The organism is Sphingopyxis sp. Geo25 (assembly GCF_949769135.1).
GTDB lineage: Bacteria > Pseudomonadota > Alphaproteobacteria > Sphingomonadales > Sphingomonadaceae > Sphingopyxis.
Genome location: NZ_CATKOZ010000005.1, coordinates 96654 through 117307, shown reverse-complemented (window position 1 = coordinate 117307; position 20654 = coordinate 96654). Strand labels below are relative to the sequence as shown.

Genomic DNA, 20654 nt, shown 5'->3' with positions numbered 1-20654 from the left:
GATAGTTGGGCTCAATGGTCAGTCGTTGAACGCTTCTGGACACCACCACTGAGACGGGTAGCCATAGTACCGGAAAATTGCCGCCTGATCGGGGTCTAGCTTCGCTTTTCGCATGCTTGGCATTAGCTTCACCCCAAAGCCGGAGATTTGCCCACGCCTCTTGTCTGGCTCCCGGCCCATGCGTGGTTTCAGAATCTTGGCGAATGTCGGGTCACAGGCGCCGGTGTCGTGCTTGTCGCATGCCTTGAAGAAGGCGCTCGCCACTACGTCAGCGAGCTGCAATCCTTCGCGCTCCAGATGAGGGTAGATGTACAACAGGGCAGGGTCCATCACCTCCCATGCGATGCGGCCCCAAGGCAGGAAAGGGTTGTGCTTCTTGAGCTTCATCCATTCATAGTAAGCGTGCATTTGAGAATAGCTCAGGCCGCCCCTTGCGCTGTACTCAATGCGGAGTTTCTTGGCTTCACCATGTTCGGCAACCGATTTATCGAGCACAAATTTTGTAACGCGCTCTAACAAAAGGCGGGTCATCCAACAGTAGAACCAGTTGCGGGACGGTATCTTTCCGGCGAACGGGTTGGTGTAACCTTCCATGTTCTTCTTGTTGGACGCGACGACGAAATATCGGGCGTCGAGGTCTGCCATCATCTCACAGGCGCGTTTGCGCTTTGCAGGATTAAGGCCGGAGAAGTGGATATCGCTGCGTTGATGGTTACGGAACTCCGACTTTATCTGCTCCGTCGATTCCGCGACCTTGGCTTGGTTATCGGCACGGATCACGACTGCGGACAGTATAAGCCATTCGCTCGATCCAGGCCGAGAGAGAGGCTTCACGGCCTTTAAGCCATCGTCGCCCGCTTCATCGATATATGCTACGTAGTGATATTCAGGAGGATTGTTCGACATGGCCGAGAAAACAGCACCGAGCGAGCTTGGGAGTCAAAGTAAAAAGTTCATCGACGCCGCGCGGGAACTCGAAACCGATAACGACCCCAAGCGCTTCGACGAGCGCCTTGGGAGGCTGGTGAGGCATAAGCCGGTCGAAAAATCGAAGTGATTTGTTCCTATTATGTTCTATTCTACTTGCCTCGGCGGGTATAAAGGAATCTTTATAAGCCGCGGATTCCGCTGGTGAGAACGCCTAGGGAACAAATGGTCGGACGAACGCGCCGTTCATCTTGCTTTTTTACTGTAATGTGATACAAACAAAAACGGGCCGGGGGAGACCACTAATCTCCCCCGGCCCTTTTGGAAAACAACGTCCCGAAGGAGCGTTGGCTGTGATCACGACGAGGTTATACGCCTGTTTTACGATTCGGTCAACATCCTTCGGGCCTTAAGGCTCGAAAGGAAACCGCAGAAAACAAGGCTTTCCCCCGAAAGACGGTGCTATCGGCCCAGCGTGGAAGCGGCATTCCGTGCCCAAGCTGCGAGCATGGCGATGGGGCCCATCGAACTCGGTATTTTGGCGATTACCTCGCCCTCGACCCGGCCAAAATGTAGTTGGCCGAGACGGCGGCGCGCGTCCTCAAATGAAGTCGCCGGGATCTCGATATTCCACTCGCCGCCGTCGAGACGATAGCTAACTAAGTAGCGTTTAAATCCATCCATAAAGGATACTCCAATGAGTGTTTCGTATTACAATCTTTATAAGGACAGCCAGCACCTCTGGCGCTGGAAGTATGTCGCCTCGAACGGCAAGACCATCGCTGTGTCGAGCGAGTCCTACTACAACAAGGCCGATGCCGAGCATGGCATCAATCTGGTTAAGAACTCGAAGTTCGATCCGGTAGTGTAGCTGCCTCCCCTCGCTGCGGGCGTGGGCTGGGGCGAAAGCATCAGCCAAGGGCATCCTAACACGACTTTTCCCCTTTCCTACAAAATCCCGGCCTGTCATCCCGGCAACATGCCCGATGAACCAAAATGGAAAACCCGCGCTGTCGCGGTCGAATATTGGCTGGCAGCCGCTGTCGTAGCCGGTTCATTCGTTGCGGGGCTGATTTCCGCCGTTCCCTATATCGCGGGCGGGTGATTGGGTTTGCAAACTACATAAACGCCTCATATGTGTCAAATCGGCAACGTCATCGAAGTGAAGTCGAACGTTCATCGAACTGTCGCTGGTTCGCCGCGCACGCTGTAACAAAACTCCTGTCTAGGCCGTGGGCAGCCAAGGCTGCTTACGGAGTACGACATGGCCTCGATTTCGACCTTGCCGATCCCCGCCCGTTTTACCGACCCTTTCGCCACCGAACCCCATATTCCCGAGCGCGTCATCGGCGAGCGCCGCAGTTACCGCACCGTGTGGGTCAGCGATATCCACCTCGGCACGCGCGGCTGCAACGCGCCGCTGCTGATCGACTTTTTTGACCATGTCGATTGCGACACGCTGTACCTGGTTGGTGATATCATCGACGGCTGGCGGCTCAAGAAGCGCCACTTCTGGCCGCCCGAACATAATGATGTCGTCTGGCGCGTGCTGAAGCGCGCGAAGCGCGGCACGCGCGTTGTCTATGTCCCCGGCAACCATGACGAGATGGTCCGCCCCTTCGACGGCTTCGACTTCGGCGGCGTCGAAATCCGCCGCGAGGCGGTGCATGAGACGGCCGATGGCAAGAAGTTGCTGATCGTCCATGGCGACGAATTCGACGCGGTGATGCTCGCGCATCGCTGGCTCGCCTTCGTCGGCGACGCGGCCTACACCGGGCTGATGAAATGCAACGTCGTGGTCAACTGGGTGCGCCACAAGCTCGGCCTGCCCTATTGGTCGCTGTCGATGGTCGCGAAGCACAAGGTCAAGAACGCCGTCCAGTTCATTGGCCATTATGAGGAGGTCGTCGCCCACGCCGCCCGCGCGCGCGGCGTCGACGGCGTCGTCTGCGGTCACATCCACAGCGCCGAGATGCGCGAGATCGAGGGCGTCAATTACTACAACGACGGCGACTGGGTCGAGGGTTGCACCGCGCTGGTCGAACATCACGACGGACGCATGGAAATCCTGCACTGGGCGCAGGAGGTCGCGGCCCGCAGCGCGCCCGCGCAATTGTCGTTGCCCGCTCCGGCAAGAGCGGCTTGAGGGTCGCCGCGTGAGGATATTGATCGTCACCGACGCCTGGGCCCCGCAGGTCAACGGTGTCGTGCGGACCCTGCAGGCAACGATCGCCGGGCTGCGCGCCGACGGACACGAGGTGGGGGTTATCTCGCCCGACCTGTTCCGTTCAATTCCTTGTCCGACCTATGGCGAAATCCGCCTGGCGTTCGCAGGAAGGCGCGCAGTCGGGCAGCGCATCCGCGCCTTCGCCCCGCAGGCGGTCCATATCTCGACCGAGGGTCCGCTAGGGCTCGCAGCGCGGCGCTGGTGCCTTCGCAACAATTTCCCCTTCACGACGGCCTACCACACGCGCTTTCCCGAATATGTCGCGGCGCGCCTGCCGGTGTCGTCCGATTTCGTCTGGCGCTTCATCCGCTGGTTCCACCGCCCGGCGCAGCATATCATGGTCGCAACGCGCAGCCTCGCGCACGAGCTTGCCGATCAGGGCCTGACACAAACGATGATGTGGGAGCGCGGCGTCGACCATGCGCTGTTCCGCCCGGACCGCCGCGCGCCCCCTGCATTCGAGGGCCTGCGACGTCCGATCCAGCTCTACGTCGGTCGCGTCGCGGTCGAGAAGAATATCGAGGCTTTCCTCGAAACCGCGCAGCCCGGCACGAAGGTCGTTGTCGGCGACGGCCCTGCGCTTGCCGAACTTCAGGCGCGCTATCCCGAAGCCCGGTTCCTCGGCAAACTCGGCGGCGAAACGCTTGCCGCGGCCTATGCCGGCGCTGATGTCTTCGTCTTCCCGAGCCGCACCGACACCTTCGGGCTTGTCGTCATCGAGGCGCTGTCGTGCGGCACGCCGGTCGCCGCCTATCCGGTTCCCGGTCCCGGCGACATCGTCCGCGACGGCGCGGGCGCGCTCGACGAGAATCTCGATCGCGCGATCGCTACAGCGCTCGCCTGCAACCGCGCCGACGCCGCCGCGCTCGGCGCGCGTTACAGCTGGGAATCCTGCACCGCACAGTTCGTGCAGGCGCTGACCTTCGTCCCGTCAGGTGCGGCTTCGGAAGCCGAACCCCTGATCGGAACGCCCAGCCTCGCCTAGAAGGATTTGCGCCACTCAAGTTCGATATAGCGGCCCAGGGGGTCGGTGTATCCGGGTTGATAGTTGATCGGCACCAACCCGTTCGCGTCGGTGATGCGGCGCTGGGCATCGAACAGATTGTCGACCGACAGGCGCAGGCGCGATCCCTTCAGGAACGGCAGGCTCTTGGTGATTTCGGGCTTCTGGCTGAAATCGACGAAAAAGCGCAGGTTGAAGGTCGCAAGGTCGCCAAACTTCAGATCGCCCGCGCTGCCGCCGGTGACTGTGCTGCCGCTGTCGTATTTCGCGCTGACGCGCGCGCCGAGCCCCTTGTAGAAGACGCCGCCGTCCAGCTCGACGAGATGACGGTTACTGCCGCCGCCATTGCCCGTGGCCGATCCGTTCAGGAGGTCGAGTTCGGGCACGCCCGGCCGGATCAGCACCGTGTCGGTCAGCTTGATCGTGTGATAGAGCGACACCTGCCAGCGCCCGCCCTGCGGCTGGCCGAACAGACCCGGACCACCGCCGGGACCGCGACCTCGAAAACCGCCGCCTCCACCGCCGCCCGGACCGCCGGGGCCGCGCGGACGCTCGGCGCCGGGAGCCCCGCCGCCGGGAGGCGGACCGCCCTCGCCGCGCGCCGCGCCGCCCCCCGGGCGCCCCGCACCAGGCCCGCCCTGCGCGGGCTGGCCGAAGCTCTTGCCGAAGTTGAACCCCCAACGGATCTGCGAATTTTCGGTGCGGTCGAAATTGACCGGCCGCTGGTCGAGCGCGACGAGGACGCCGTTCGCATCGCGCGTCACGCGGTCGGGGAACGCCGCCTCGATCTCGGGGGTCAGGAGCGGAAAGCTGTTCGCCGTGTCGTTGCTTTTGTTGCGGTTGTAATTGACCGAGACATTCAGCCCGTCGACCATCGGCGGCGACCAGTTCAGCCCGAGCTTGAGGTCGCGGCGCTGCTCCGCGCGGAGGAAGGGATTGCCGCCCGTCGTCGTCGTGATCTCGACCGTCTGGCCGGTCGCGAAGTCGTAATAGGTCACCGCAGGCGTCACCAGCGGCGCTGCGCCGAGTTGCTGGATGCCGGGTGCGGCCTCGTCACTGTTGAAACTGGCGATCAGCGAAAAATTCCGGGTGATCCCCCAGTTGAGGTTTGCGCCCCAGCTCGTCAGCGACTCGAAATCGCTGGGGTTCGCCGCCTGACCACTGAGCGTCAGCGACACTGTGCCGATCTTTCCCACATTATAATCGGGATCGAGCAACGGAATCGTCAGCGACCCGAACACGCTCGGCAGGTCACGGCCCAGGTCGCTCGTCGTGATCGCGCCCGAGCGTTCGGAGCGGCTGTCGTAGCGGATGCCCGAATAGCTCCCCGTCATCGACAGGCGGATCGGCCCCGCCCAGCCCTCGGTCACGGTGCCCGACAGATTGCCGCTGCCCCCAAAGGTCTGCTGGCTGCTGTCGAACCGGTCGCGCGCGCCGCTGTCGCGGTCGGTGAAGGTCCGCTGGTCGGCATCGGCATAATTGCCCGACAGCGACCAGCGCCAGTCGCCGAGCATGCCATTGACGCTCGCGGTCGAGGTCAGGTTCGTGCTGCGGCTGTCACGGGTCAGCGGATCGTCGACATTGCCGTTCCGCGGCCCCAGGAACGACAGGCTGTCGGTCTGGTCGAAGCGAATGTTGAGCGACGCGTCGGTGACCTTGTTGAGGCTGCGCTGGATCGTGCCGTCGATCGAATAAGTGTCGGATTCGGGGAGCAGGCTGCGCCCGGTGTCTCCCAGATTTCGTTCGCTTTCGAGGAGCATCGTGCTGTGCTCCCAACCGCCGTTCAGATTGACGCGGCCGTTCTTGCCGATCGCGACGAAGCTCGGTTCGATCTCGCTCTGGAAGCGGCCGCCCTGCGTCGGGATGCCGCCCTCGGCCTCGATCGCAAGCTGACGGAAATTGGGCTTGAGCACGAGGTTCACCACGCGCTCGTCGGCCGAATAGCCGTATTGGAGCGCGACTTCCTCGGGGAAAATCTCGACCTTCGCAATCGCCTCGGGCGGCAGGTTCCGCACCTCGCCAAAGCCGCCGATACGGCGCCCATTGACCAGGATCACCGGCCGGCCGCTTCCGCGCCCGCGGCCCGAGCGCGTCTGCGGCGCCAGCGCGGTGATCAGGTCGGCGACGTTGGAGACGCCATAGCTCGCGATCGCGGCCTCATCGAGTTCGGCCTCGGCCGCGATATCGGTCTCGAGCTGGCCGGCAAGCCGCGGCGCGGTGACAACGATCTCGTCGCCGTCGATATCGTCATAATCGTCGTCGGCCGCCGACGGCGCCGGATCGGCGGCGGGCTGATCGGCAACCGCGACGGCGGCAGCGGCTCCTTCTTCCTCCGCCATCGCGGGCATCGCCAGCGACGCGCCTGCGGCCAGCAAGATCGCGCGCGTGGAAAGGGAGAGGCGATATTTTTTCATTGGGGAGAGGCCTTGTTCTTTGTCTATCTTGGTTTTTTCTTGCCACGCCGGGGCTTAACGCGGCCTGACACGGCTCTTTGTTCGCGGTTCAGCTATGTCGCAATTGTCGCAACAATGTGTCGGGGCCACCCCCGTTCCACGAACGACCGATATCGACCGCTGGACAGCAGGGGCGCGCCTCTTTATCGGCCAGCCATGCCGACTCCCGACTCTCCCATCGCCCCTGAATCGATCCTGATCATCGACTTCGGAAGCCAGGTCACCCAACTTATCGCCCGCCGCGTTCGCGAAGCCGGCGTCTATAGCGAGATCGTCCCGTACAGCGCCGCCGAAGCCGCGCTCGCGCGGATGCAGCCAAAGGGCGTGATCCTCTCGGGCTCGCCCGCATCGGTTCCCGCCGACGGCAGCCCGCGCGCGCCGCAGTCGGTCTTCGACAGCGGCCTGCCCGTCCTTGGCATCTGCTACGGCCAGCAGGTGATGAGCCAGCAGCTCGGCGGCCGCGTTGAACCCGGCGGCGTCGACGGCGAGCGCGACGGCGAGTTCGGCCGCGCCTTCCTGACCGTCACCGAACCCTGCGTGCTGTTCGACGGGCTGTGGAGCGTCGGCGAACGCCACCAGGTGTGGATGAGCCACGGCGACCGCGTGACCGAGTTCGCGCCCGGCTTCCGCATCGTCGCCGTCAGCGACGGTGCGCCCTTCGCGGTGATCGCCAATGATGAGCGCCGATATTACGGCACCCAATTCCATCCCGAGGTCGTCCATACGCCCGACGGCGCCAAGCTGATCGCCAATTTCGTCCGCCACGTCTGCGGCTGCGCGGGCGACTGGACGATGGCCGAGTTTCGCGCCACCAAGATCGCCGAGATCCGCGAACAGGTCGGCGACCAGCGCGTGCTCTGCGGCCTGTCGGGCGGCGTCGACAGCGCGGTCGCGGCGGTGCTGATCCACGAAGCGATCGGCGAGCAACTCACCTGCGTCTTCGTCGACCACGGCCTGCTCCGCATGAACGAACGCGAACAGGTCGAGCGCCTGTTCCGCGACCATTACAATATCCCGCTGGTGGTCGTCGACGCCGAGGAACGCTTCATGAGCGGCCTCGCGGGCGTCACCGACCCCGAGGCGAAGCGCAAGTTCATCGGCGGCGAATTCATCAACGTGTTCGAGGAAGAGGCGAAGAAGATCGGCGGCGCCGACTTCCTTGCGCAGGGCACGCTCTATCCGGACGTCATCGAGAGCGTCAGCTTCACCGGCGGGCCGAGCGTCACGATCAAGAGCCACCACAATGTCGGCGGCCTGCCCGAACGCATGAACATGGAGCTGGTCGAACCGCTGCGCGAACTGTTCAAGGACGAGGTAAGACTGCTCGGCAGGGAACTGGGGCTGCCCGACATCTTCGTCGGCCGCCACCCCTTCCCCGGCCCCGGCCTCGCGATCCGCATCCCCGGCGAGGTGACGAAGGAACGCTGCGACATCCTGCGCAAGGCCGACGCGGTCTATCTCGAGGAAATCCGCAACGCGGGCCTATACGACGCGATCTGGCAGGCGTTCGCGGTGCTGCTCCCGGTCCGCACCGTCGGCGTGATGGGCGACTATCGCACCTATGACAGCGTCTGCGCGCTCCGCGCCGTCACCTCGACCGACGGCATGACGGCGGACATCTATCCCTTCGACGCGAGCTTTCTGTCGCGCTGCGCGACCCGCATCATCAACGAGGTCGAAGGCATCAACCGCGTGGTCTATGACTATACGTCGAAGCCGCCGGGCACGATCGAATGGGAATGATTCGGGGCACGAAAAGCCCCGAAACCATGTCCAACTTCGAATTCCAACTATTTGAAAAATTTATTTTGTTGTCGATATCGATCGACGACAATCGGTGGGCAGCCTTCGTTTCTAGCGGACCGGCTGACGGTATTTTTCAGTCGGGGAGGTCTCGGACCGTGATGGCACGTATGTGCTGGTCAATCCCCGCTGCACGATTTCCTTTGTGTGTGGACTACCGTCTGCATAGCAGCGAGAAAAGAGGCGCATCAAGAAAGCAAAGAGCTTTGGCCAGTTCGGCGAGAAATGGCTGCAAGCGGCTCCCATGGCCGACAGCACGCGAGCTATGCGACGGTCGATTTCCGCACGGGAGTTGCTTCCGATCAAGCCAGTCTTCTTACCGAGATCACCCCCGTTGTCAGGTCGGCCCGGACGAACTCGACACCGCCGATGGGCTCGGGGTTGTCGCGGGCCGCGGTGATGACCCGGGCGCCGCCGGCGAGAAAGCGATCGACGGTGGCGCGACCGAGACCCGTGGTGCCGCCGCTGACGAGCACCCGCTTCCCCGCAAATTCGTTCGGATCAGCCTGGATGCTCACAGCGTGATCTCCAGCGCCTTGATGGTCTCGTTTTCGAGCGTAAAGGCGTAGGTGAAGCGGATCGGGCTGCCTTTGAAGTCGCCATGGGCGGGCCCTTCGACGACAACCTTGCCGTCTTCATGACGGAGGCTGTTCGGCGTGAAGATTGCTTTCACGGCCACGACTTCCTGTTCGAACAAGGTCCGGAGTGCTGCTTGGCCCGCGTGCGGACGCCCGATGTCGAAGAGCACCGCATCGGCGGCAAAAGGCTTCAGCATGGCGTCAACGTCGAGCCGTGCGTTGGCCTCGATATAATCGGCGATGGGTTTCGGCAACGCGTCGAGAAGCGCTTCGCCGCCGCCGCGCTGATTGTCGTGGGCACTGGTCTGCATCTCGTGTCTCCTTCGGTTTGGCTTGCCTCCCAATTAGTGCTTGAACATTGTACGAATAAGTAGGTCAATTTTGGATGATATGATGAAGGATTCGGGATAATGAACCGATTGGCGCTTCGAGATTTTGATGCCGTGATCGCTGTGGCGCGGCGGGCATCCTTCCGGCAGGCGGCCATCGATCTGGACATGTCGACGACCGCGCTCAGCCATATGATTGCGCGGATCGAAGCCGAGCTTGGGGTGCGGCTGTTCAACCGGACGACGCGGAGCGTGGCACTGACCGACGCTGGACGGATCTTCGTCGATCGCCTCGGCCCCTCCCTTCAGGATGTCCGCGACGCCATCGAGATCGTGCGCGAGCGCCGCGGGACGCCGACGGGCATACTGCGCATCAACGCGCCACCCTTCGCCGCGCGCTCGCCCGTCTTCACCGATCTTATCCTCGCATATGCCCGCCGCTACCCCGACATGCATGTCGATCTGGTGACCGAAGGGCAGCTGCGCGATATTGTCGCCGAAGGTTTCGATCTGGGCGTTCGCGTCGCTTCCCTTGTGCCGTCCGACATGATCGCGCTGTCCCTCGGCGAGGCCCAGCGCTTTGCCGTCGTCGCCTCACCTGCCTATCTGGCCGAGCGACCGCATCCGTCGATACCGACCGATCTTGCCGGCCACGCCTGCATCCGCGTTCGCCTTCCCGATGGCTCGCTCTACCGCTGGCATTTCGCAAAAGGCGGCGACACGGCGCAGGTCGAGGTGAGCGGGCCCATGACCTTCGATGACCTTCCGCTATCCCTTGCCGCGGTCCGGGCCGGCCTGGGCATCGGCTTCTTTTTCGAACAGGACGTCGTCCAAGATATCAAAAAAGGGACACTTGTCCGCCTGCTCGCAGACTGGACACCGCCCTTCCCTGGGCTTTGCCTATATTACCCCGGGAGGCGTCACCCTTCAGCCGGCCTCTCCGCATTTCTTTTGCTCGCACGCGAATTGGGGAAGAAGAATTAGCGGCGCTTGGCCAAGTTGATACGGTCGGGTCTCAACGCACCATTCACGATGACCGCCGTTCCCCAAAAGTCGGGAAGCTGCGGGCTGCTCGGCTTCGGAACCGCCGGCAACGACACGCATTCGGTGCAGTTCGAAGGGTCAGTCGCCTATCAGCTGTCGCGCCGCGCAGTGATCGGCGGCGAATATCGCACCAAGCCCGACAATCTGGCGATCGCGCGCGAGAATGATTGGTGGGATCTGTTCGCGGCCTATGCGTTGACAAGAAACCTTACCGTCACCGCGGCTTATGTCGATCTCGGCTCGATCGCCACCTTCGACAAGCAGCGCGGCGGATTCCTGTCCGCCCAGCTCGCCTTTTAAGGGGTCCGCCATGTTTCTGATCGCTGCCGCCCTGCTCCTGCAACCCGCCGCCGAACCGCCCACCGATTGGGACAAGGAATTCGGTGTCGAGGAAAAGCAGCGCGACCCGGCCACCGGCGAATTGCCGGTCGACCCTTATGTTCGGGACAATCGCAATGCGGGCGCAACGCCCTTTGCCGACACCGCGATGGCCGAGGCCTTTGGCGGACAGGACGGGATCCGCCGCATCGCCAGCCGCACGGTCGAATTGTCGGAAGCCGATCCGCGCATCGCCGCAATCTTTGTGTCGCACGACATGGTCCGGCTGAAACGCACCTTGTTCGAACAATTCTGTTATATCCTGAACGCCGGGTGCGATTACAGCGGCCGCGACATGGCGGCATCGCACAAGGATCTGGGCATCCGGATGCGCGACATGAACGCGCTGGTAGAAAATCTGCAGGCCGCGATGCGTGAGGAAGACATCGCCTTCGCCGCGCAGAACCGGTTCCTGAGCAAGCTGGCGCCGATGTCGGGGGACGTAATCGTGCGGTAAATCCGCCCAAGGACTGCCAGTTCCAAGTCAGTCTGGGCCGGTGCGGATCTTTCAGATTCCCGGCCTGCGGCGCGCGACGATCTTGATTTCGACCAACCCGCGATCGGGGACCAAGCGGGTCACGCCGATCGCGGTCCATGCGGGGAATGGTCCGCGAATATAGCGATGCTTCACCTTCTTGAAGACTTCGATTTGCGCGGGCATGTCCGTGTGAAAGCTGGTCATCTCGACCACACCGTCAAAGCCCGCCCCCGAACGTTCGAGCACGTCGCCGATCCTCTGGAAAGCCCGCTCGAAAGCGGCCTCCTGATCGGCGATCGTCTCGTCCGGGCGAAGCCCCGCCACCACACCCGACAGCCAAACACGGTCTCCGTCGACAACCGCGTCCGCATAGCCCCATTCTTCCAGATCGCGTTGGCGTTCGCGTTGCACGGGGACGATGACATTCTGCGACGTGCGCGCATAAGGCTCTTCGGTCGCGCCGGCGGCCGGCTGTATCGCGGCGCCGGCGGCTGCGAGCAGGGAAAGCAGCATTGATTTTTCCTTATCGACGATGGTCACGGGATGGCGTGCGCGGATTGGCCCGCCTCAGGCGCTAGCGCGGGCGAAGCGCCGCGATCGCTCCGCTGTCCAGCATATCATGGATCGTCCCGGTGATGTCGGCGCCGGGATAGAGCGCGTGCGCAGCCGCCGTGGACACGCCGATCGTTTCACCGATGCGCAGGCCCGACAGGATACGGTGTGCGGCAGGGCCGATCCGGCGGGCCTCGACGCGGTCGGCTGGACGGGTGATCAGCACCCCTTCCGCTTTCCATTCGGTCGCAACCTCGGCACGCGACGGTGCGAAATGGCCGAGCCAGATCGACGGAGCGGGTACCGCGAACCATCCGAAACGCGTCGCGGCGTGCAGTTTGACGCGGCTCGACGACCATTGCTGGGCTGTCATGGCCGCGATGACGTCCCGCGATACCGGCGTGTCGGCGGGCGCACGCGCCGCGGCTTGACGCAATCGATCGATCGCCGCGACCGACGACAGATAGGGCAACACGCGGCCCAGCTTGCGGCCCACGATCCATTCTGGAAAGCGACAGCCATAGGCGGCAAGGTTCGGGTCGGTCGGCGGCACTTCCGCGACGAACTCGGCCGCGAGGTCGGCAAAGGACAGATGTCCCAGGATCGCGCCGACCACCGGATAATTTGCGGCGAGCGCTTCGGCGGCGGCGGCCGACGGAATCGCATGATAGGCGGCGTGCGATACGCACGACCGCGAGCGCGTGTCGGCGACCGTCCGCCGGACGGCAGCAAGATCAGACATGATAGCATCCTCTCCACAGGATGGGTGTCGCGGCGCAGGGCCGCGACGCCTCGAAGATATTGGCGCGTCAGCGCTTTTTGGGGGTCAGCGAGCCGACGCCCTTCGGCGTCCTGATTTTCGCGCAGCTGCCCTTCGCGACATATTTCCAGGCATTGCCCTGATAATCGGTGGTCGAGGTCCCGGCGCAGCTCGTACCCGGGCCTGCAGCGCAGTCATTCTTGCCCTTGAGCGCGATGCCGTAGCATTTGTCCTTGCCAGGCTGCGGCGCGACCGGGCCCGCATGGACGGCGGCGGTGGCGAGAACCGAGAGGGTGGCGGCGGCAAGCGCAATGGTCGACTTGTTCATGATGAAAACCTTTCCGTTGTTGGCGCCTGAAGGGCGTATCCGTTCTTTCGACCAAAACGGGTGCCGCGTCCGCTACCCAGAGCGCATCGTTTCGATGCGAAAGCCGTCAACCGCAGGTCGGCTCGACCATGTGGCCGCCGATCGCCTCATGCAGGATGAAGCCTTCGAGCGGGTCGAAATCGCCGCGCCACGGCGCCGCCTCCAGCGTCCGCATCGTGTCGGCATATCCTGCCTCGCGGCGCTGGCGAATGCCCGACGGGCTGAAGTCGATATCCTTGCTGTGATCCTCGTTCGCGAGCGCGGGCGCCAGCAGCCGGATCACATGCATCCGCGTCGGGCAGCCATAGGCCGCCAGTTCGGCGACGCCCGGCTTCGCGCGGCTTCCGTCGGGGAGCAGCGCGGTCAGTTCGGTGATAACGTGGCGGAGGCGGTGGAGCTGTCGCTGGCGGCGGATGTGCGTGCCTGCGCGGCTCGCATATTGGACATCCTTCTGGCGGTTCATCACGTCCCAGATCGTCTCGGGCTCGGGTCCGTGCGAATTCCAGATATGGACCGCATAGACCATCGAATCGCGGCGCGGATTGTCGTCGAACACGACCTCGACCGGCGTGTTCGAGAGGATCCCGCCGTCCCAGTAAAGCTCGCCGTCGATCCGCACCGCGGGGAAAGCCGGCGGCAGCGCGCCCGACGCCATGACATGGTCGAGGCACAGCGGCCGGTCGCGCGAGTCGAAATAATGCATCTCGCTTGTCGTCACCGCCGATGCGCCGACCGTCAGCCGCATGTCGCCGCCGTTGATACGGTCGAAGTCGATCAGGTCGGAGAGTGTCGTGCGCAGCGGCTGGGTCGAGTAATAGCCCGCCTGCTCGGCGCCGAGTGTCGCATAGACGCTGCCGAAGGCGCCGGGATTCGGGGTAAAGAAGGTCGGCAGGCCGCCGACCACGGTCGTGAAGTTGCGAAAGAAGCTCGCGACCTGCGCGGGCAGCGCTTCGTCGAAAACATGGCCATGTTCGACGCGGCGCCAGAATTCGGTGAGGCTGTCGAGCCGGTCGTCGAACGCATTGCCGGCGATGATCGCGGCGTTGATCGCGCCGATCGATGTCCCGATCACCCAATCGGGCTCGACCCCCGCTTCGTGGAGCGCCTGATAGACACCGACCTGATAGGCGCCGAGCGCGCCGCCGCCCTGCAGCACGAGCACCTGTTGGCCGTGCGCTTCGAGTTCCTTGGAAAGATTCATGCTTGGTCTCCATGCAGCGAGGCGTCGCCACCGGTGATCAGCCGCGCGCCGCGTTCGAAAGTGAGGTAGTTCCAGAGCCAGTTCGCACCGACGAGCAGCCGGTTGCGAAAGCCCGCGAGGAAGAAGATGTGCGCCGTGGTCCAGACGAACCACGCGAACACGCCCGACAGCCGCAGCCAGCCGAAATCGATGACCGCACGGTGGCGACCGATCGTCGCAAGATTGCCATAGTCGCGGTAACGGAAGGGCGTTGTGCGGCCGCGCAGGATCTGCTCGCCGACATGGCGTCCCTGCTGCTTCGCGACCGGCGCGATGCCGGGCAGGCAACGCCCCGCGGCATCGGTGAAAGCGGCAGTGTCGCCGATCGCGTAGACGCCGTCATGCCCCGGTACCGACAGGTCGGGATCGACGACGACGCGGCCGACGCGATCGGCTTCGACATTCAACCACGTCGCCGCAGGCGAGGCGCGAACCCCTGCCGCCCAGACGACGGTATGCGTCGGCACGCGAGTCCCGCCGACTTCGATATAGGCATCGGTGATCGCGCTGACGCGTTGATCGGTCATCACGGTGACGCCGAGATCCTCGATCGCCTTTCGCGCCTTGTCCGACAGCGCGGGTGGAAAGGAGGCGAGCAGGCGCGGGCCGGCCTCGACCAGCAGCACCTTCGAGCAATGCGGCGTGATGCTGCGGAAATCCTGCGACACCGATCGCCGCGCAAGCTCGGCGACCGCGCCCGCCATCTCGACGCCGGTGGGCCCGCCGCCGACGATGACGAAGGTCAGCAACGCCTGCCGCCGCAAGGGATCGGGCTCGGTCTCGGCGCGCTCCAGCGCGATCAGCACCTTGCGGCGCACCGTCGTCGCGTCGTCGATCGACTTGATACCGGGGGCGTGCGCCTCCCACTCCTCGCGCCCGAAATAGCTGTGCCGCGCGCCGGTCGCGACGATCAGCCGGTCGAAGCGCAGCGTGCGGCGGCTGGCGAGCAGTACCCGGCGTTCCGCCGCGTCGATGTCGACGACGGTGTCGAGCAGCACGCGGACATTCTTGTGATGGCGCAGGATCGAGCGGATCGGCGCCGCGATATCGGCCGGGGACAGTCCGGCCGTCGCGACCTGATAGAGCAAGGGCTGGAACAGGTGATGATTGCGCTGGTCCACCAGCGTCACGCGCACATTGCCGCGCGCGAGCGTGCGTGCGGCGGCCAGGCCGCCGAAGCCGGCACCGACGATCACGACATGGAGGGGGGAGCCGCCGGTTTTCATCGCCCGATGCTTCGCCACGAGAACCGGACCGGGACGCCGCGCGGGGGGACAGCCCCCTCGCCGCGCGGCGCCGGTTGCACCGGCCTGGACACGAAGAAAGCGGCAAGGTGCGGCGGCAACGGCGCGCGCATTCTGGCCGGGAGCGTCATTGCGCCGTCCATCCGCCATCGACCGGCAGCGCGGTGCCGGTGATCGACTGCCCACCCTCCGAACAGAGGAACGCCGCCAGCGCGCCGAGCTCGTCGACGCTCGCAAATTTCTTGCTCGGTTGCGCGGCGAGGAGGACGTTTTCGATCACCTCTTCGCGGCTGATCCCGCGCGCGTTCGCGGTATCGCCGATCTGGTTCTCGACCAGCGGCGTCCAGACATAGCCGGGGCAGATCGCGTTGCAGGTCACGCCGTGCCGCGCGCCTTCGAGGGCGACGGTTTTCGTCAGCCCGACGATGCCATGTTTTGCGGCGACATAGGCGCTCTTGAAGGGCGAGGCGACGAGGCCGTGCGCGGAAGCGACGTTGATGATGCGTCCCCAGCCCGCTTTCTTCATCGGGCCGAAGGCGGTGCGGATCGCGTGGAAGGCGGCCGACAGGTTGAGCGCCAGGATCGCGTCCCATTTATCCGCTGGAAAATCCTCAATCGGGCTGACGTGCTGGATGCCGGCGTTGTTGACGAGGATGTCGACGCGACCGAAGCGCGACAGGCTGTTGTCGACCAGCGCCACCGCGCCATCGGGCTGCAGCAGGTTGGCGCCGTCATAATCCACCCGGACGCCGTGCGCGTCAGCAAGCTCGCTGCGCACCGTTTCGATCTGCGCGGTATCGCCGAGCCCGTTGATCACGATGTCGGCGCCCGCGGCGGCTAGCGCGCGGGCGATACCGAGGCCGATCCCGCTCGTCGATCCGGTAACGATGGCAACGCGCCCGGCGAGCGACCGGGCGGGCTTGAGTTCGGCCAGCGGCTGAACCGTCATCATGCTTCTCCTCCATTGGGTCGGGAGAAACTATGCCGACGCCGACCCGGCCGCTGAAATGCCGTTCGTGCATCGAAACGATGCGGACAATCGAATGTCCGCGCGGCGGGGCCCCGGCTAGTTTGATGAAGCCCCGGGAAGCGGCGCAGCCGTTACCGACCCCCGCTCCCCTGCGTCGGCGTCGCCGCTTTCCGGGGCTTCAGTTTTCTTTCAGGCAAAAGGAATATCGCAATGACGTTCAATCGCATGACCCTCGCGGTTCTCGCCGCAACGGCCAGCTTCGTGGCCGCGACCCCGGCCTTCGCCGGCACCTGCCCCGCGGGCAAGACAGCCGCCAACGCGCTCGACGGCGCGCCGACCGCGCCCTCCAACGTCACCGACACCGTGATCGGTTCGGTCGACCTCGCCAAGGAAATCGGCGTTGCGAACCGCGACCTCAGGATGCGCCGCCTCGTCGTCCAGCCGGGCGGCATCGTCCCGCTTCACAGCCACGCCGGACGCCCCGCGCTGATCATCGTCGTGTCAGGCGCGGTCACCGAATATCGCAGCAGCTGCTCGGTCGGCATCGACCACGCCGCCGGCGACATCTCGAGCGAGTCCGACGGTATTTCCCACTGGTGGCGCAACAACGGAAAGACTCCTGCCGTGCTCCTGTCGGCCGACGTCAAGGCGCGCGACTGACCCAGGGCCAAGCGAGTGTGTCCAAGCCTCCGTCCCGGACCGCTCCCGGCGCGGCCCCGGCGCATTGTCGCCGGAGCCGCGCCGTCCCCGTTTTCGCGCCCCATATCCTTGCCCAAGGAAAACTGATTTGACCGACTCCTATCGCACCGGGATCGACATCCTCTCGCAAACCGGATCGACGCAGGACGAGCGCCGCAACCGCGCCGCCGAAGTCGCGCCCGACTTCGTGCGAACCGCCGTCGGCTTCACCTATGGCGATATTTTTGCCCGCCCCGGGCTCGACCTCCGGGTGCGCGAAATGGCGGCGATCGCCGCCTTCGCCGCGCTCGGCCGATCGACATTGCAGCTTCGCCAGCATGTCGAGGCCGCGCTCCATGTCGGCTGGAGCAAGGAGGAGGTGATCGAGGTGCTGATCCAGACCGCCGCCCATGCCGGTGTCGCGATGGCGATCGACGCCATCGCCGACTGCCACGACCTGCTTGTCGAATCCGCCGGCGCTTCTTCCGACTGCTGCTGATCTCAGACCGCGAGCGCGGGCCAGCCGTGCCGCCGCGCCTCGCGGACGAACGCGCCCACCGCGGGCGAATGCGGGCGGCCGCGCACCGTCGCGAGATAGACCGTGCGGCTATATTCGGGCTCGATCAGCGGCCGGACCACCAGGTCGGGATCGGTGACGCTGGACTCGGGGAAAAAGCCAAAGCCGAGACCCGCCTTGATCATCTTTTGAACCCATTCGTCGCGCGGCGAACTGAACACCTTTTTCGGAAAGACTTGCCGCTTCGCGAAATCGCGCGCGACCGTCTTGAACACTTCGCAAGTCGATCGCCCGACATAGGGTTCGCCGTCGAGATCGGCGACCCGGATCGCGTTGCGTTCGGCAAGGCGATGCCCCGGCGGCAACAGGATGACGAAGCGTTCCTCGAAGATCGGCAGCTGATGGAACTGCTCGGGCAAATCGTCGGGCACGCCGACAAGGCTCAGGTGGATATCGCCTTTTTCCAGCGCGTCGATCATCATCGACGCCTCGCCGTCGATCACCCGCACCTCGATATCGGGATGCGCGGCCCGGAAACGGACAATCAGGTCGGCGACCAGATCGGGACCGATCGTGCACATCGCCCCCAGGGTCAGCGTGACATGCTCGGCCTTCTTCGCCGACGCTGCGGCCGCCTTGGCCGCGCGCGCGCTTTCGGCGACGCTTTCGAGATAGGGCATCATCATCCGCCCGAGTTCGGACAGGTGCGTGTTGTTGCGCTCGCGGTGGAACAGCGGCCCGCCGAGTTCATGCTCGAGCTGCTGGATCGCGCGAGTCAGCGCGGGCTGGCTGACATTGCAATGTTCCGCCGCGCGCGTGAAGTTGAGCGTCTGCGCGAGCGCGACGAAATAGCGGATCTGTTGCATTTCCATAAGCGTCGTCCCCAAGGCAACGCGGCATCAAGACTATCAGCAACCAAGCGCGGCCGCCAGTTTTCAAGGCTTCGCGGTGCGAGCCTCGCCGGTTACAGCCGAAAGCCGGATCGCGAGCGCGATGGCGAGCGCCATCGTCGCGACCGCGACCCACGCATGCGGCAGCAATGCCGGCAGCCCGAGCAGGATCAGCCCGTCGTTGCTTCCCGGCACGAGCGAGGCGCCGATCCCCATCAGCGCGCCGCCGACGAGGCAGCGCAGCACGTCCGGACCGCGCGGTCGCTCGCGGCGCAGCTTGCCCGCGATCGCGCCGCCCGCCACCGCTCCGCCGAACAGCGCGGCGACCATCAGCACGCGCAGCGACAGCATCGCATCCATCGACCGCGCGAGCGCTGCTAGCGCGTCGGTATAGGCCCAATAGCCCGCGCTGAGCAGCGTCGTCACGAAGGTCAGCGCGATCAGCAGCGTCGCTCGGTGCGGGTGCCACAGATGGCGTCCGATATGCCGGGCCGACATCGCCTGGATGACGCGCCAGATAGCGAGGAGCGCGAACAGCACCATGATGATTACGCCGTCGGGCCCGGCGCCGAACGATGATCCCGCATGGCCCATCGGTACCTCCACCGGAATCAGGCAGCCGAGGAAGAAACCGACCGGCGTCGCCAGCCACGCCCATTGCCCCGCCCCGATCCGGGCGACCGCGCCGAACACGCACGAGCGATTGACCCACGCGCCGACACCGAGCAGCACGCCGCCCGCGACGGTCCAGCCAGTGACAGCATAGGCGGCGGGAGTCATATGCAGCCATCCCGCCGCCGCCGCGATCGCAGCGAGCCCGCCAACCCAGATCGCGGCTTCAGCAAGCGCGGCGGCGCGACCGAAGCGCCGCTCGCTGATCGCCTCATCGACCGCGGCCACCATACAGGTCGCACCGCGCTGGATGGCGAGCCCCATCAGCGCGGCGGAGACGAGCGCAACGGCAAGGATGCCGGCGGAGGGGATCATTGCGTGGCGGCGCTCGCAATCGAGGCGGCGACCTCGCCAGCCATCTTGAACTGCGCGGCGCGGTCGGTGATGCGGTAGCGCCTGGCGATCGCGCCGAAGTCGGTCCACGACACGGTGACGGCGCCCGCAGCGTCCTCGGTCACGAGCATCCGCACCGGCCAGTCGAGCCCTGCCAGCGGGTTCGATTGCAGGAATTGCACCCCGAGCGGCGGGTTGCCGAACAGGACGAGCGTCGAGCGCTTCAGCGGCAGGTTCGCGCCGCGCGCGAGGTCGGCCTGGTCGATCGTCGCGAAGTGGCGAATGCCCTTCACAGCGACATCGGCGGTAAGCTTCGCGACCGTTTCGTCGAAGCTGTTGGCGCTACGCAGCGAGAGGACATCGGCGGCTGTTTCGGCGCGGACGGGCGCCCCCTGTGCATGAGCGATCGGGACGGCCGCTACGAAGGAAGCGGAGATGAATAGCGGGATCAGAAACTTGAAGCGGTTCATGGGCGAACTCCTGCGAAAGATTGTCGCGGGCGTTATCGCGCCCCGCCGCCGCGCAGGAAAATCGCCCTTGGCTATCGGTTCGATGCACGGCCGCTATTGGAGCGCCGCGCCCGCAATTCTGCCGCCGACCGGCCGATTGCGGAGATTCGGCAGACGGGTGGCGAACAGTTTTCGACGAGATAATTTCCCCGCCGCTGTTTCGGTGCTTAAAGGACCATCGGACAGTTCAACCGGAGTGAGAAGAGATGGACAGCCCCCAACGCATCGAAACCGAAGCCTCGGGCGGCTGCCAGTGCGGGGCGGTGCGCTGGCATGTCACCGCGGTGCTCGACACGTCGCACATCTGCCACTGCCGCATGTGCCAGAAGGCCGCCGGCAATTTCTTCGCGGCGCTGATCGGGGTGCCGCGTGATGCGCTGACCTGGACGCGCGGGAGCCCTGCGACCTTCAACAGTTCGGACAAGGCCGCGCGCGGCTTTTGCCACGACTGCGGCACGCCGCTCACCTATGATTATTTCGACAGCAAGCACATCAACCTGACGACGGGCTCGTTCGACGAACCCGCGAAGTTCGCGCCGCGGATGCAGTTCGGCGTCGAAGGCCAGCTTGCCCTCTTCGCCGACCTGCCGATCAGCGCAGAAGGCACCACCGAAGAGACGATGAGCAGCGTCGCCGACGCGATCAAGGCGAGCAATCACCAGCATCCCGACCACGACACGCCGCACTGGCCCGCATAATTCG

The 20654-nt window shown here is 64.7% G+C and carries 25 protein-coding genes; 12 read left to right on the top strand and 13 right to left on the bottom strand.

Annotated features, from left to right (window positions below; genetic code table 11):
• Nucleotides 1-18: 18 nt before the first annotated feature.
• Complete coding sequence (locus QOL68_RS14235) at nt 19-906, bottom strand: DUF3800 domain-containing protein (RefSeq protein ID WP_282949810.1); 888 nt, start codon at nt 904-906, stop codon at nt 19-21.
• On the opposite strand from QOL68_RS14235, the gene QOL68_RS14230 reads away from it, so the two are divergent.
• The 5 genes from QOL68_RS14230 (at nt 905) to QOL68_RS14210 (ending at nt 4139) form a co-directional block, all read left to right on the top strand.
• The gene (locus QOL68_RS14230) at nt 905-1057 is read left to right on the top strand and encodes a hypothetical protein (RefSeq protein WP_282949811.1); all 153 of its coding nucleotides are present in this window, start codon (nt 905-907) and stop codon (nt 1055-1057) included. The genes QOL68_RS14235 and QOL68_RS14230 overlap by 2 nt on opposite strands.
• Before the next feature lie 567 nt (nt 1058-1624).
• The gene (locus QOL68_RS14225; RefSeq protein WP_282949812.1) at nt 1625-1798 is read left to right on the top strand and encodes a YegP family protein; all 174 of its coding nucleotides are present in this window, start codon (nt 1625-1627) and stop codon (nt 1796-1798) included.
• Between the two features lie 21 nt (nt 1799-1819).
• Entirely contained in the window at nt 1820-2032 is a 213-nt protein-coding gene (locus tag QOL68_RS14220; RefSeq protein WP_282949813.1) for a hypothetical protein, read from the top strand.
• 159 nt (nt 2033-2191) lie between these two features.
• Nucleotides 2192-3073 carry a UDP-2,3-diacylglucosamine diphosphatase gene (locus tag QOL68_RS14215; RefSeq protein ID WP_282949814.1) on the top strand — a complete coding sequence of 294 codons (882 nt, stop codon included), beginning with the start codon at nt 2192-2194 and terminating at the stop codon, nt 3071-3073.
• Nucleotides 3074-3083: 10 nt separating this feature from the next.
• The gene (locus tag QOL68_RS14210; RefSeq protein WP_282949815.1) at nt 3084-4139 is read left to right on the top strand and encodes a glycosyltransferase family 4 protein; all 1056 of its coding nucleotides are present in this window, start codon (nt 3084-3086) and stop codon (nt 4137-4139) included.
• On the opposite strand, the gene QOL68_RS14205 is transcribed toward QOL68_RS14210, so the two are convergent.
• Complete coding sequence (locus QOL68_RS14205) at nt 4136-6571, bottom strand: TonB-dependent receptor (protein ID WP_282949816.1); 2436 nt, start codon at nt 6569-6571, stop codon at nt 4136-4138. The two genes, QOL68_RS14210 and QOL68_RS14205, sit on opposite strands and share 4 nt — an antisense overlap.
• A 195-nt stretch (nt 6572-6766) precedes the next feature.
• On the opposite strand from QOL68_RS14205, the gene guaA reads away from it, so the two are divergent.
• Nucleotides 6767-8353 carry a glutamine-hydrolyzing GMP synthase gene (gene guaA, locus QOL68_RS14200; RefSeq protein ID WP_282949817.1) on the top strand — a complete coding sequence of 529 codons (1587 nt, stop codon included), beginning with the start codon at nt 6767-6769 and terminating at the stop codon, nt 8351-8353.
• Between the two features lie 362 nt (nt 8354-8715).
• Here the strand turns inward: guaA and QOL68_RS14195 are convergent, their stop codons facing one another.
• Both QOL68_RS14195 and QOL68_RS14190 read right to left on the bottom strand, forming a co-directional pair.
• Nucleotides 8716-8931, bottom strand: coding sequence for an SDR family oxidoreductase (locus tag QOL68_RS14195; protein ID WP_282949818.1), 216 nt, complete (start codon nt 8929-8931; stop codon nt 8716-8718).
• Nucleotides 8928-9302 (bottom strand): nuclear transport factor 2 family protein, encoded by a 375-nt coding sequence (locus tag QOL68_RS14190; protein WP_282949819.1) that lies wholly within the window; start codon nt 9300-9302, stop codon nt 8928-8930. Before QOL68_RS14190 ends, QOL68_RS14195 begins: the two co-directional genes overlap by 4 nt.
• Nucleotides 9303-9401: 99 nt before the next feature.
• Here QOL68_RS14190 and QOL68_RS14185 point away from each other — a divergent pair, with 99 nt between their 5' ends.
• From QOL68_RS14185 to QOL68_RS14175, 3 genes are read left to right on the top strand one after another with little or no spacing between them, the layout of a single operon-like run.
• Nucleotides 9402-10304 carry a LysR family transcriptional regulator gene (locus QOL68_RS14185; protein ID WP_282949820.1) on the top strand — a complete coding sequence of 301 codons (903 nt, stop codon included), beginning with the start codon at nt 9402-9404 and terminating at the stop codon, nt 10302-10304.
• A 48-nt stretch (nt 10305-10352) separates the two neighbouring features.
• A complete protein-coding gene (locus QOL68_RS14180) occupies nt 10353-10664 on the top strand; it encodes a DUF3034 family protein (protein WP_231729338.1) in 312 nt (103 codons plus the stop codon).
• Nucleotides 10665-10674: 10 nt separating this feature from the next.
• Nucleotides 10675-11199, top strand: a complete 525-nt coding sequence (locus tag QOL68_RS14175) for a group I truncated hemoglobin (protein ID WP_282949821.1) — start codon at nt 10675-10677, stop codon at nt 11197-11199.
• A 51-nt stretch (nt 11200-11250) separates the two neighbouring features.
• Here QOL68_RS14175 and QOL68_RS14170 read toward each other — a convergent pair whose 3' ends face one another.
• From QOL68_RS14170 to QOL68_RS14145, 6 genes are all read right to left on the bottom strand, one after another.
• The gene (locus QOL68_RS14170; RefSeq protein WP_058455409.1) at nt 11251-11733 is read right to left on the bottom strand and encodes a RidA family protein; all 483 of its coding nucleotides are present in this window, start codon (nt 11731-11733) and stop codon (nt 11251-11253) included.
• Between the two features lie 61 nt (nt 11734-11794).
• Complete coding sequence (locus QOL68_RS14165; RefSeq protein ID WP_204993701.1) at nt 11795-12514, bottom strand: HvfC/BufC family peptide modification chaperone; 720 nt, start codon at nt 12512-12514, stop codon at nt 11795-11797.
• Between the two features lie 67 nt (nt 12515-12581).
• Nucleotides 12582-12860, bottom strand: coding sequence for a BufA1 family periplasmic bufferin-type metallophore (locus QOL68_RS14160; RefSeq protein ID WP_204993700.1), 279 nt, complete (start codon nt 12858-12860; stop codon nt 12582-12584).
• A gap of 106 nt (nt 12861-12966) precedes the next feature.
• Nucleotides 12967-14100, bottom strand: coding sequence for a patatin-like phospholipase family protein (locus QOL68_RS14155; protein ID WP_058455412.1), 1134 nt, complete (start codon nt 14098-14100; stop codon nt 12967-12969).
• On the bottom strand, nt 14097-15365 hold the full coding sequence (locus QOL68_RS14150) for an NAD(P)/FAD-dependent oxidoreductase (RefSeq protein WP_282949822.1): 1269 nt from the start codon (nt 15363-15365) through the stop codon (nt 14097-14099). Before QOL68_RS14150 ends, QOL68_RS14155 begins: the two co-directional genes overlap by 4 nt.
• 145 nt (nt 15366-15510) lie before the next feature.
• Nucleotides 15511-16332: a 3-hydroxybutyrate dehydrogenase gene (locus QOL68_RS14145; RefSeq protein ID WP_283404324.1), complete on the bottom strand. Its 822-nt coding sequence runs from the start codon at nt 16330-16332 to the stop codon at nt 15511-15513.
• Nucleotides 16333-16563: 231 nt separating this feature from the next.
• Between QOL68_RS14145 and QOL68_RS14140 the strand changes: the two genes are divergently transcribed.
• Together QOL68_RS14140 and QOL68_RS14135 are read left to right on the top strand one after the other, a co-directional pair.
• Nucleotides 16564-17013 (top strand): cupin domain-containing protein, encoded by a 450-nt coding sequence (locus tag QOL68_RS14140; protein ID WP_058455414.1) that lies wholly within the window; start codon nt 16564-16566, stop codon nt 17011-17013.
• A 127-nt stretch (nt 17014-17140) separates the two neighbouring features.
• Nucleotides 17141-17530: a carboxymuconolactone decarboxylase family protein gene (locus QOL68_RS14135; RefSeq protein ID WP_058455415.1), complete on the top strand. Its 390-nt coding sequence runs from the start codon at nt 17141-17143 to the stop codon at nt 17528-17530.
• A gap of 2 nt (nt 17531-17532) precedes the next feature.
• On the opposite strand, the gene QOL68_RS14130 is transcribed toward QOL68_RS14135, so the two are convergent.
• From QOL68_RS14130 to QOL68_RS14120, 3 genes are all read right to left on the bottom strand, one after another.
• Nucleotides 17533-18420, bottom strand: coding sequence for a LysR family transcriptional regulator (locus QOL68_RS14130; RefSeq protein ID WP_282949824.1), 888 nt, complete (start codon nt 18418-18420; stop codon nt 17533-17535).
• 63 nt (nt 18421-18483) lie between these two features.
• Entirely contained in the window at nt 18484-19425 is a 942-nt protein-coding gene (locus QOL68_RS14125) for a YeeE/YedE thiosulfate transporter family protein (RefSeq protein WP_282949825.1), read from the bottom strand.
• Nucleotides 19422-19913 (bottom strand): DUF302 domain-containing protein, encoded by a 492-nt coding sequence (locus tag QOL68_RS14120; RefSeq protein ID WP_282949826.1) that lies wholly within the window; start codon nt 19911-19913, stop codon nt 19422-19424. The genes QOL68_RS14125 and QOL68_RS14120 overlap by 4 nt, the downstream gene beginning before the upstream one ends.
• A gap of 245 nt (nt 19914-20158) precedes the next feature.
• Here QOL68_RS14120 and QOL68_RS14115 point away from each other — a divergent pair, with 245 nt between their 5' ends.
• Nucleotides 20159-20650 carry a GFA family protein gene (locus tag QOL68_RS14115; protein ID WP_282949827.1) on the top strand — a complete coding sequence of 164 codons (492 nt, stop codon included), beginning with the start codon at nt 20159-20161 and terminating at the stop codon, nt 20648-20650.
• Nucleotides 20651-20654: the final 4 nt, after the last annotated feature.

Excerpts from the sequence above, each read along its gene's own strand:
- QOL68_RS14230 (WP_282949811.1), top strand. The coding sequence starts at position 905 with ATGGCCGAGAAAACAGCACCGAGCGAGCTTGGGAGTCAAAGTAAAAAG.
- QOL68_RS14235 (WP_282949810.1), bottom strand. The coding sequence starts at position 906 with ATGTCGAACAATCCTCCTGAATATCACTACGTAGCATATATCGATGAA.
- QOL68_RS14225 (WP_282949812.1), top strand. The coding sequence starts at position 1,625 with ATGAGTGTTTCGTATTACAATCTTTATAAGGACAGCCAGCACCTCTGG.
- QOL68_RS14215 (WP_282949814.1), top strand. The coding sequence starts at position 2,192 with ATGGCCTCGATTTCGACCTTGCCGATCCCCGCCCGTTTTACCGACCCT.
- QOL68_RS14205 (WP_282949816.1), bottom strand. The coding sequence starts at position 6,571 with ATGAAAAAATATCGCCTCTCCCTTTCCACGCGCGCGATCTTGCTGGCC.
- guaA (WP_282949817.1), top strand. The coding sequence starts at position 6,767 with ATGCCGACTCCCGACTCTCCCATCGCCCCTGAATCGATCCTGATCATC.
- QOL68_RS14190 (WP_282949819.1), bottom strand. The coding sequence starts at position 9,302 with ATGCAGACCAGTGCCCACGACAATCAGCGCGGCGGCGGCGAAGCGCTT.
- QOL68_RS14185 (WP_282949820.1), top strand. The coding sequence starts at position 9,402 with ATGAACCGATTGGCGCTTCGAGATTTTGATGCCGTGATCGCTGTGGCG.
- QOL68_RS14180 (WP_231729338.1), top strand. The coding sequence starts at position 10,353 with ATGACCGCCGTTCCCCAAAAGTCGGGAAGCTGCGGGCTGCTCGGCTTC.
- QOL68_RS14175 (WP_282949821.1), top strand. The coding sequence starts at position 10,675 with ATGTTTCTGATCGCTGCCGCCCTGCTCCTGCAACCCGCCGCCGAACCG.
- QOL68_RS14170 (WP_058455409.1), bottom strand. The coding sequence starts at position 11,733 with ATGCTGCTTTCCCTGCTCGCAGCCGCCGGCGCCGCGATACAGCCGGCC.
- QOL68_RS14165 (WP_204993701.1), bottom strand. The coding sequence starts at position 12,514 with ATGTCTGATCTTGCTGCCGTCCGGCGGACGGTCGCCGACACGCGCTCG.
- QOL68_RS14160 (WP_204993700.1), bottom strand. The coding sequence starts at position 12,860 with ATGAACAAGTCGACCATTGCGCTTGCCGCCGCCACCCTCTCGGTTCTC.
- QOL68_RS14155 (WP_058455412.1), bottom strand. The coding sequence starts at position 14,100 with ATGAATCTTTCCAAGGAACTCGAAGCGCACGGCCAACAGGTGCTCGTG.
- QOL68_RS14150 (WP_282949822.1), bottom strand. The coding sequence starts at position 15,365 with ATGAAAACCGGCGGCTCCCCCCTCCATGTCGTGATCGTCGGTGCCGGC.
- QOL68_RS14145 (WP_283404324.1), bottom strand. The coding sequence starts at position 16,332 with ATGACGGTTCAGCCGCTGGCCGAACTCAAGCCCGCCCGGTCGCTCGCC.
- QOL68_RS14140 (WP_058455414.1), top strand. The coding sequence starts at position 16,564 with ATGACGTTCAATCGCATGACCCTCGCGGTTCTCGCCGCAACGGCCAGC.
- QOL68_RS14130 (WP_282949824.1), bottom strand. The coding sequence starts at position 18,420 with ATGGAAATGCAACAGATCCGCTATTTCGTCGCGCTCGCGCAGACGCTC.
- QOL68_RS14125 (WP_282949825.1), bottom strand. The coding sequence starts at position 19,425 with ATGATCCCCTCCGCCGGCATCCTTGCCGTTGCGCTCGTCTCCGCCGCG.
- QOL68_RS14120 (WP_282949826.1), bottom strand. The coding sequence starts at position 19,913 with ATGAACCGCTTCAAGTTTCTGATCCCGCTATTCATCTCCGCTTCCTTC.
- QOL68_RS14115 (WP_282949827.1), top strand. The coding sequence starts at position 20,159 with ATGGACAGCCCCCAACGCATCGAAACCGAAGCCTCGGGCGGCTGCCAG.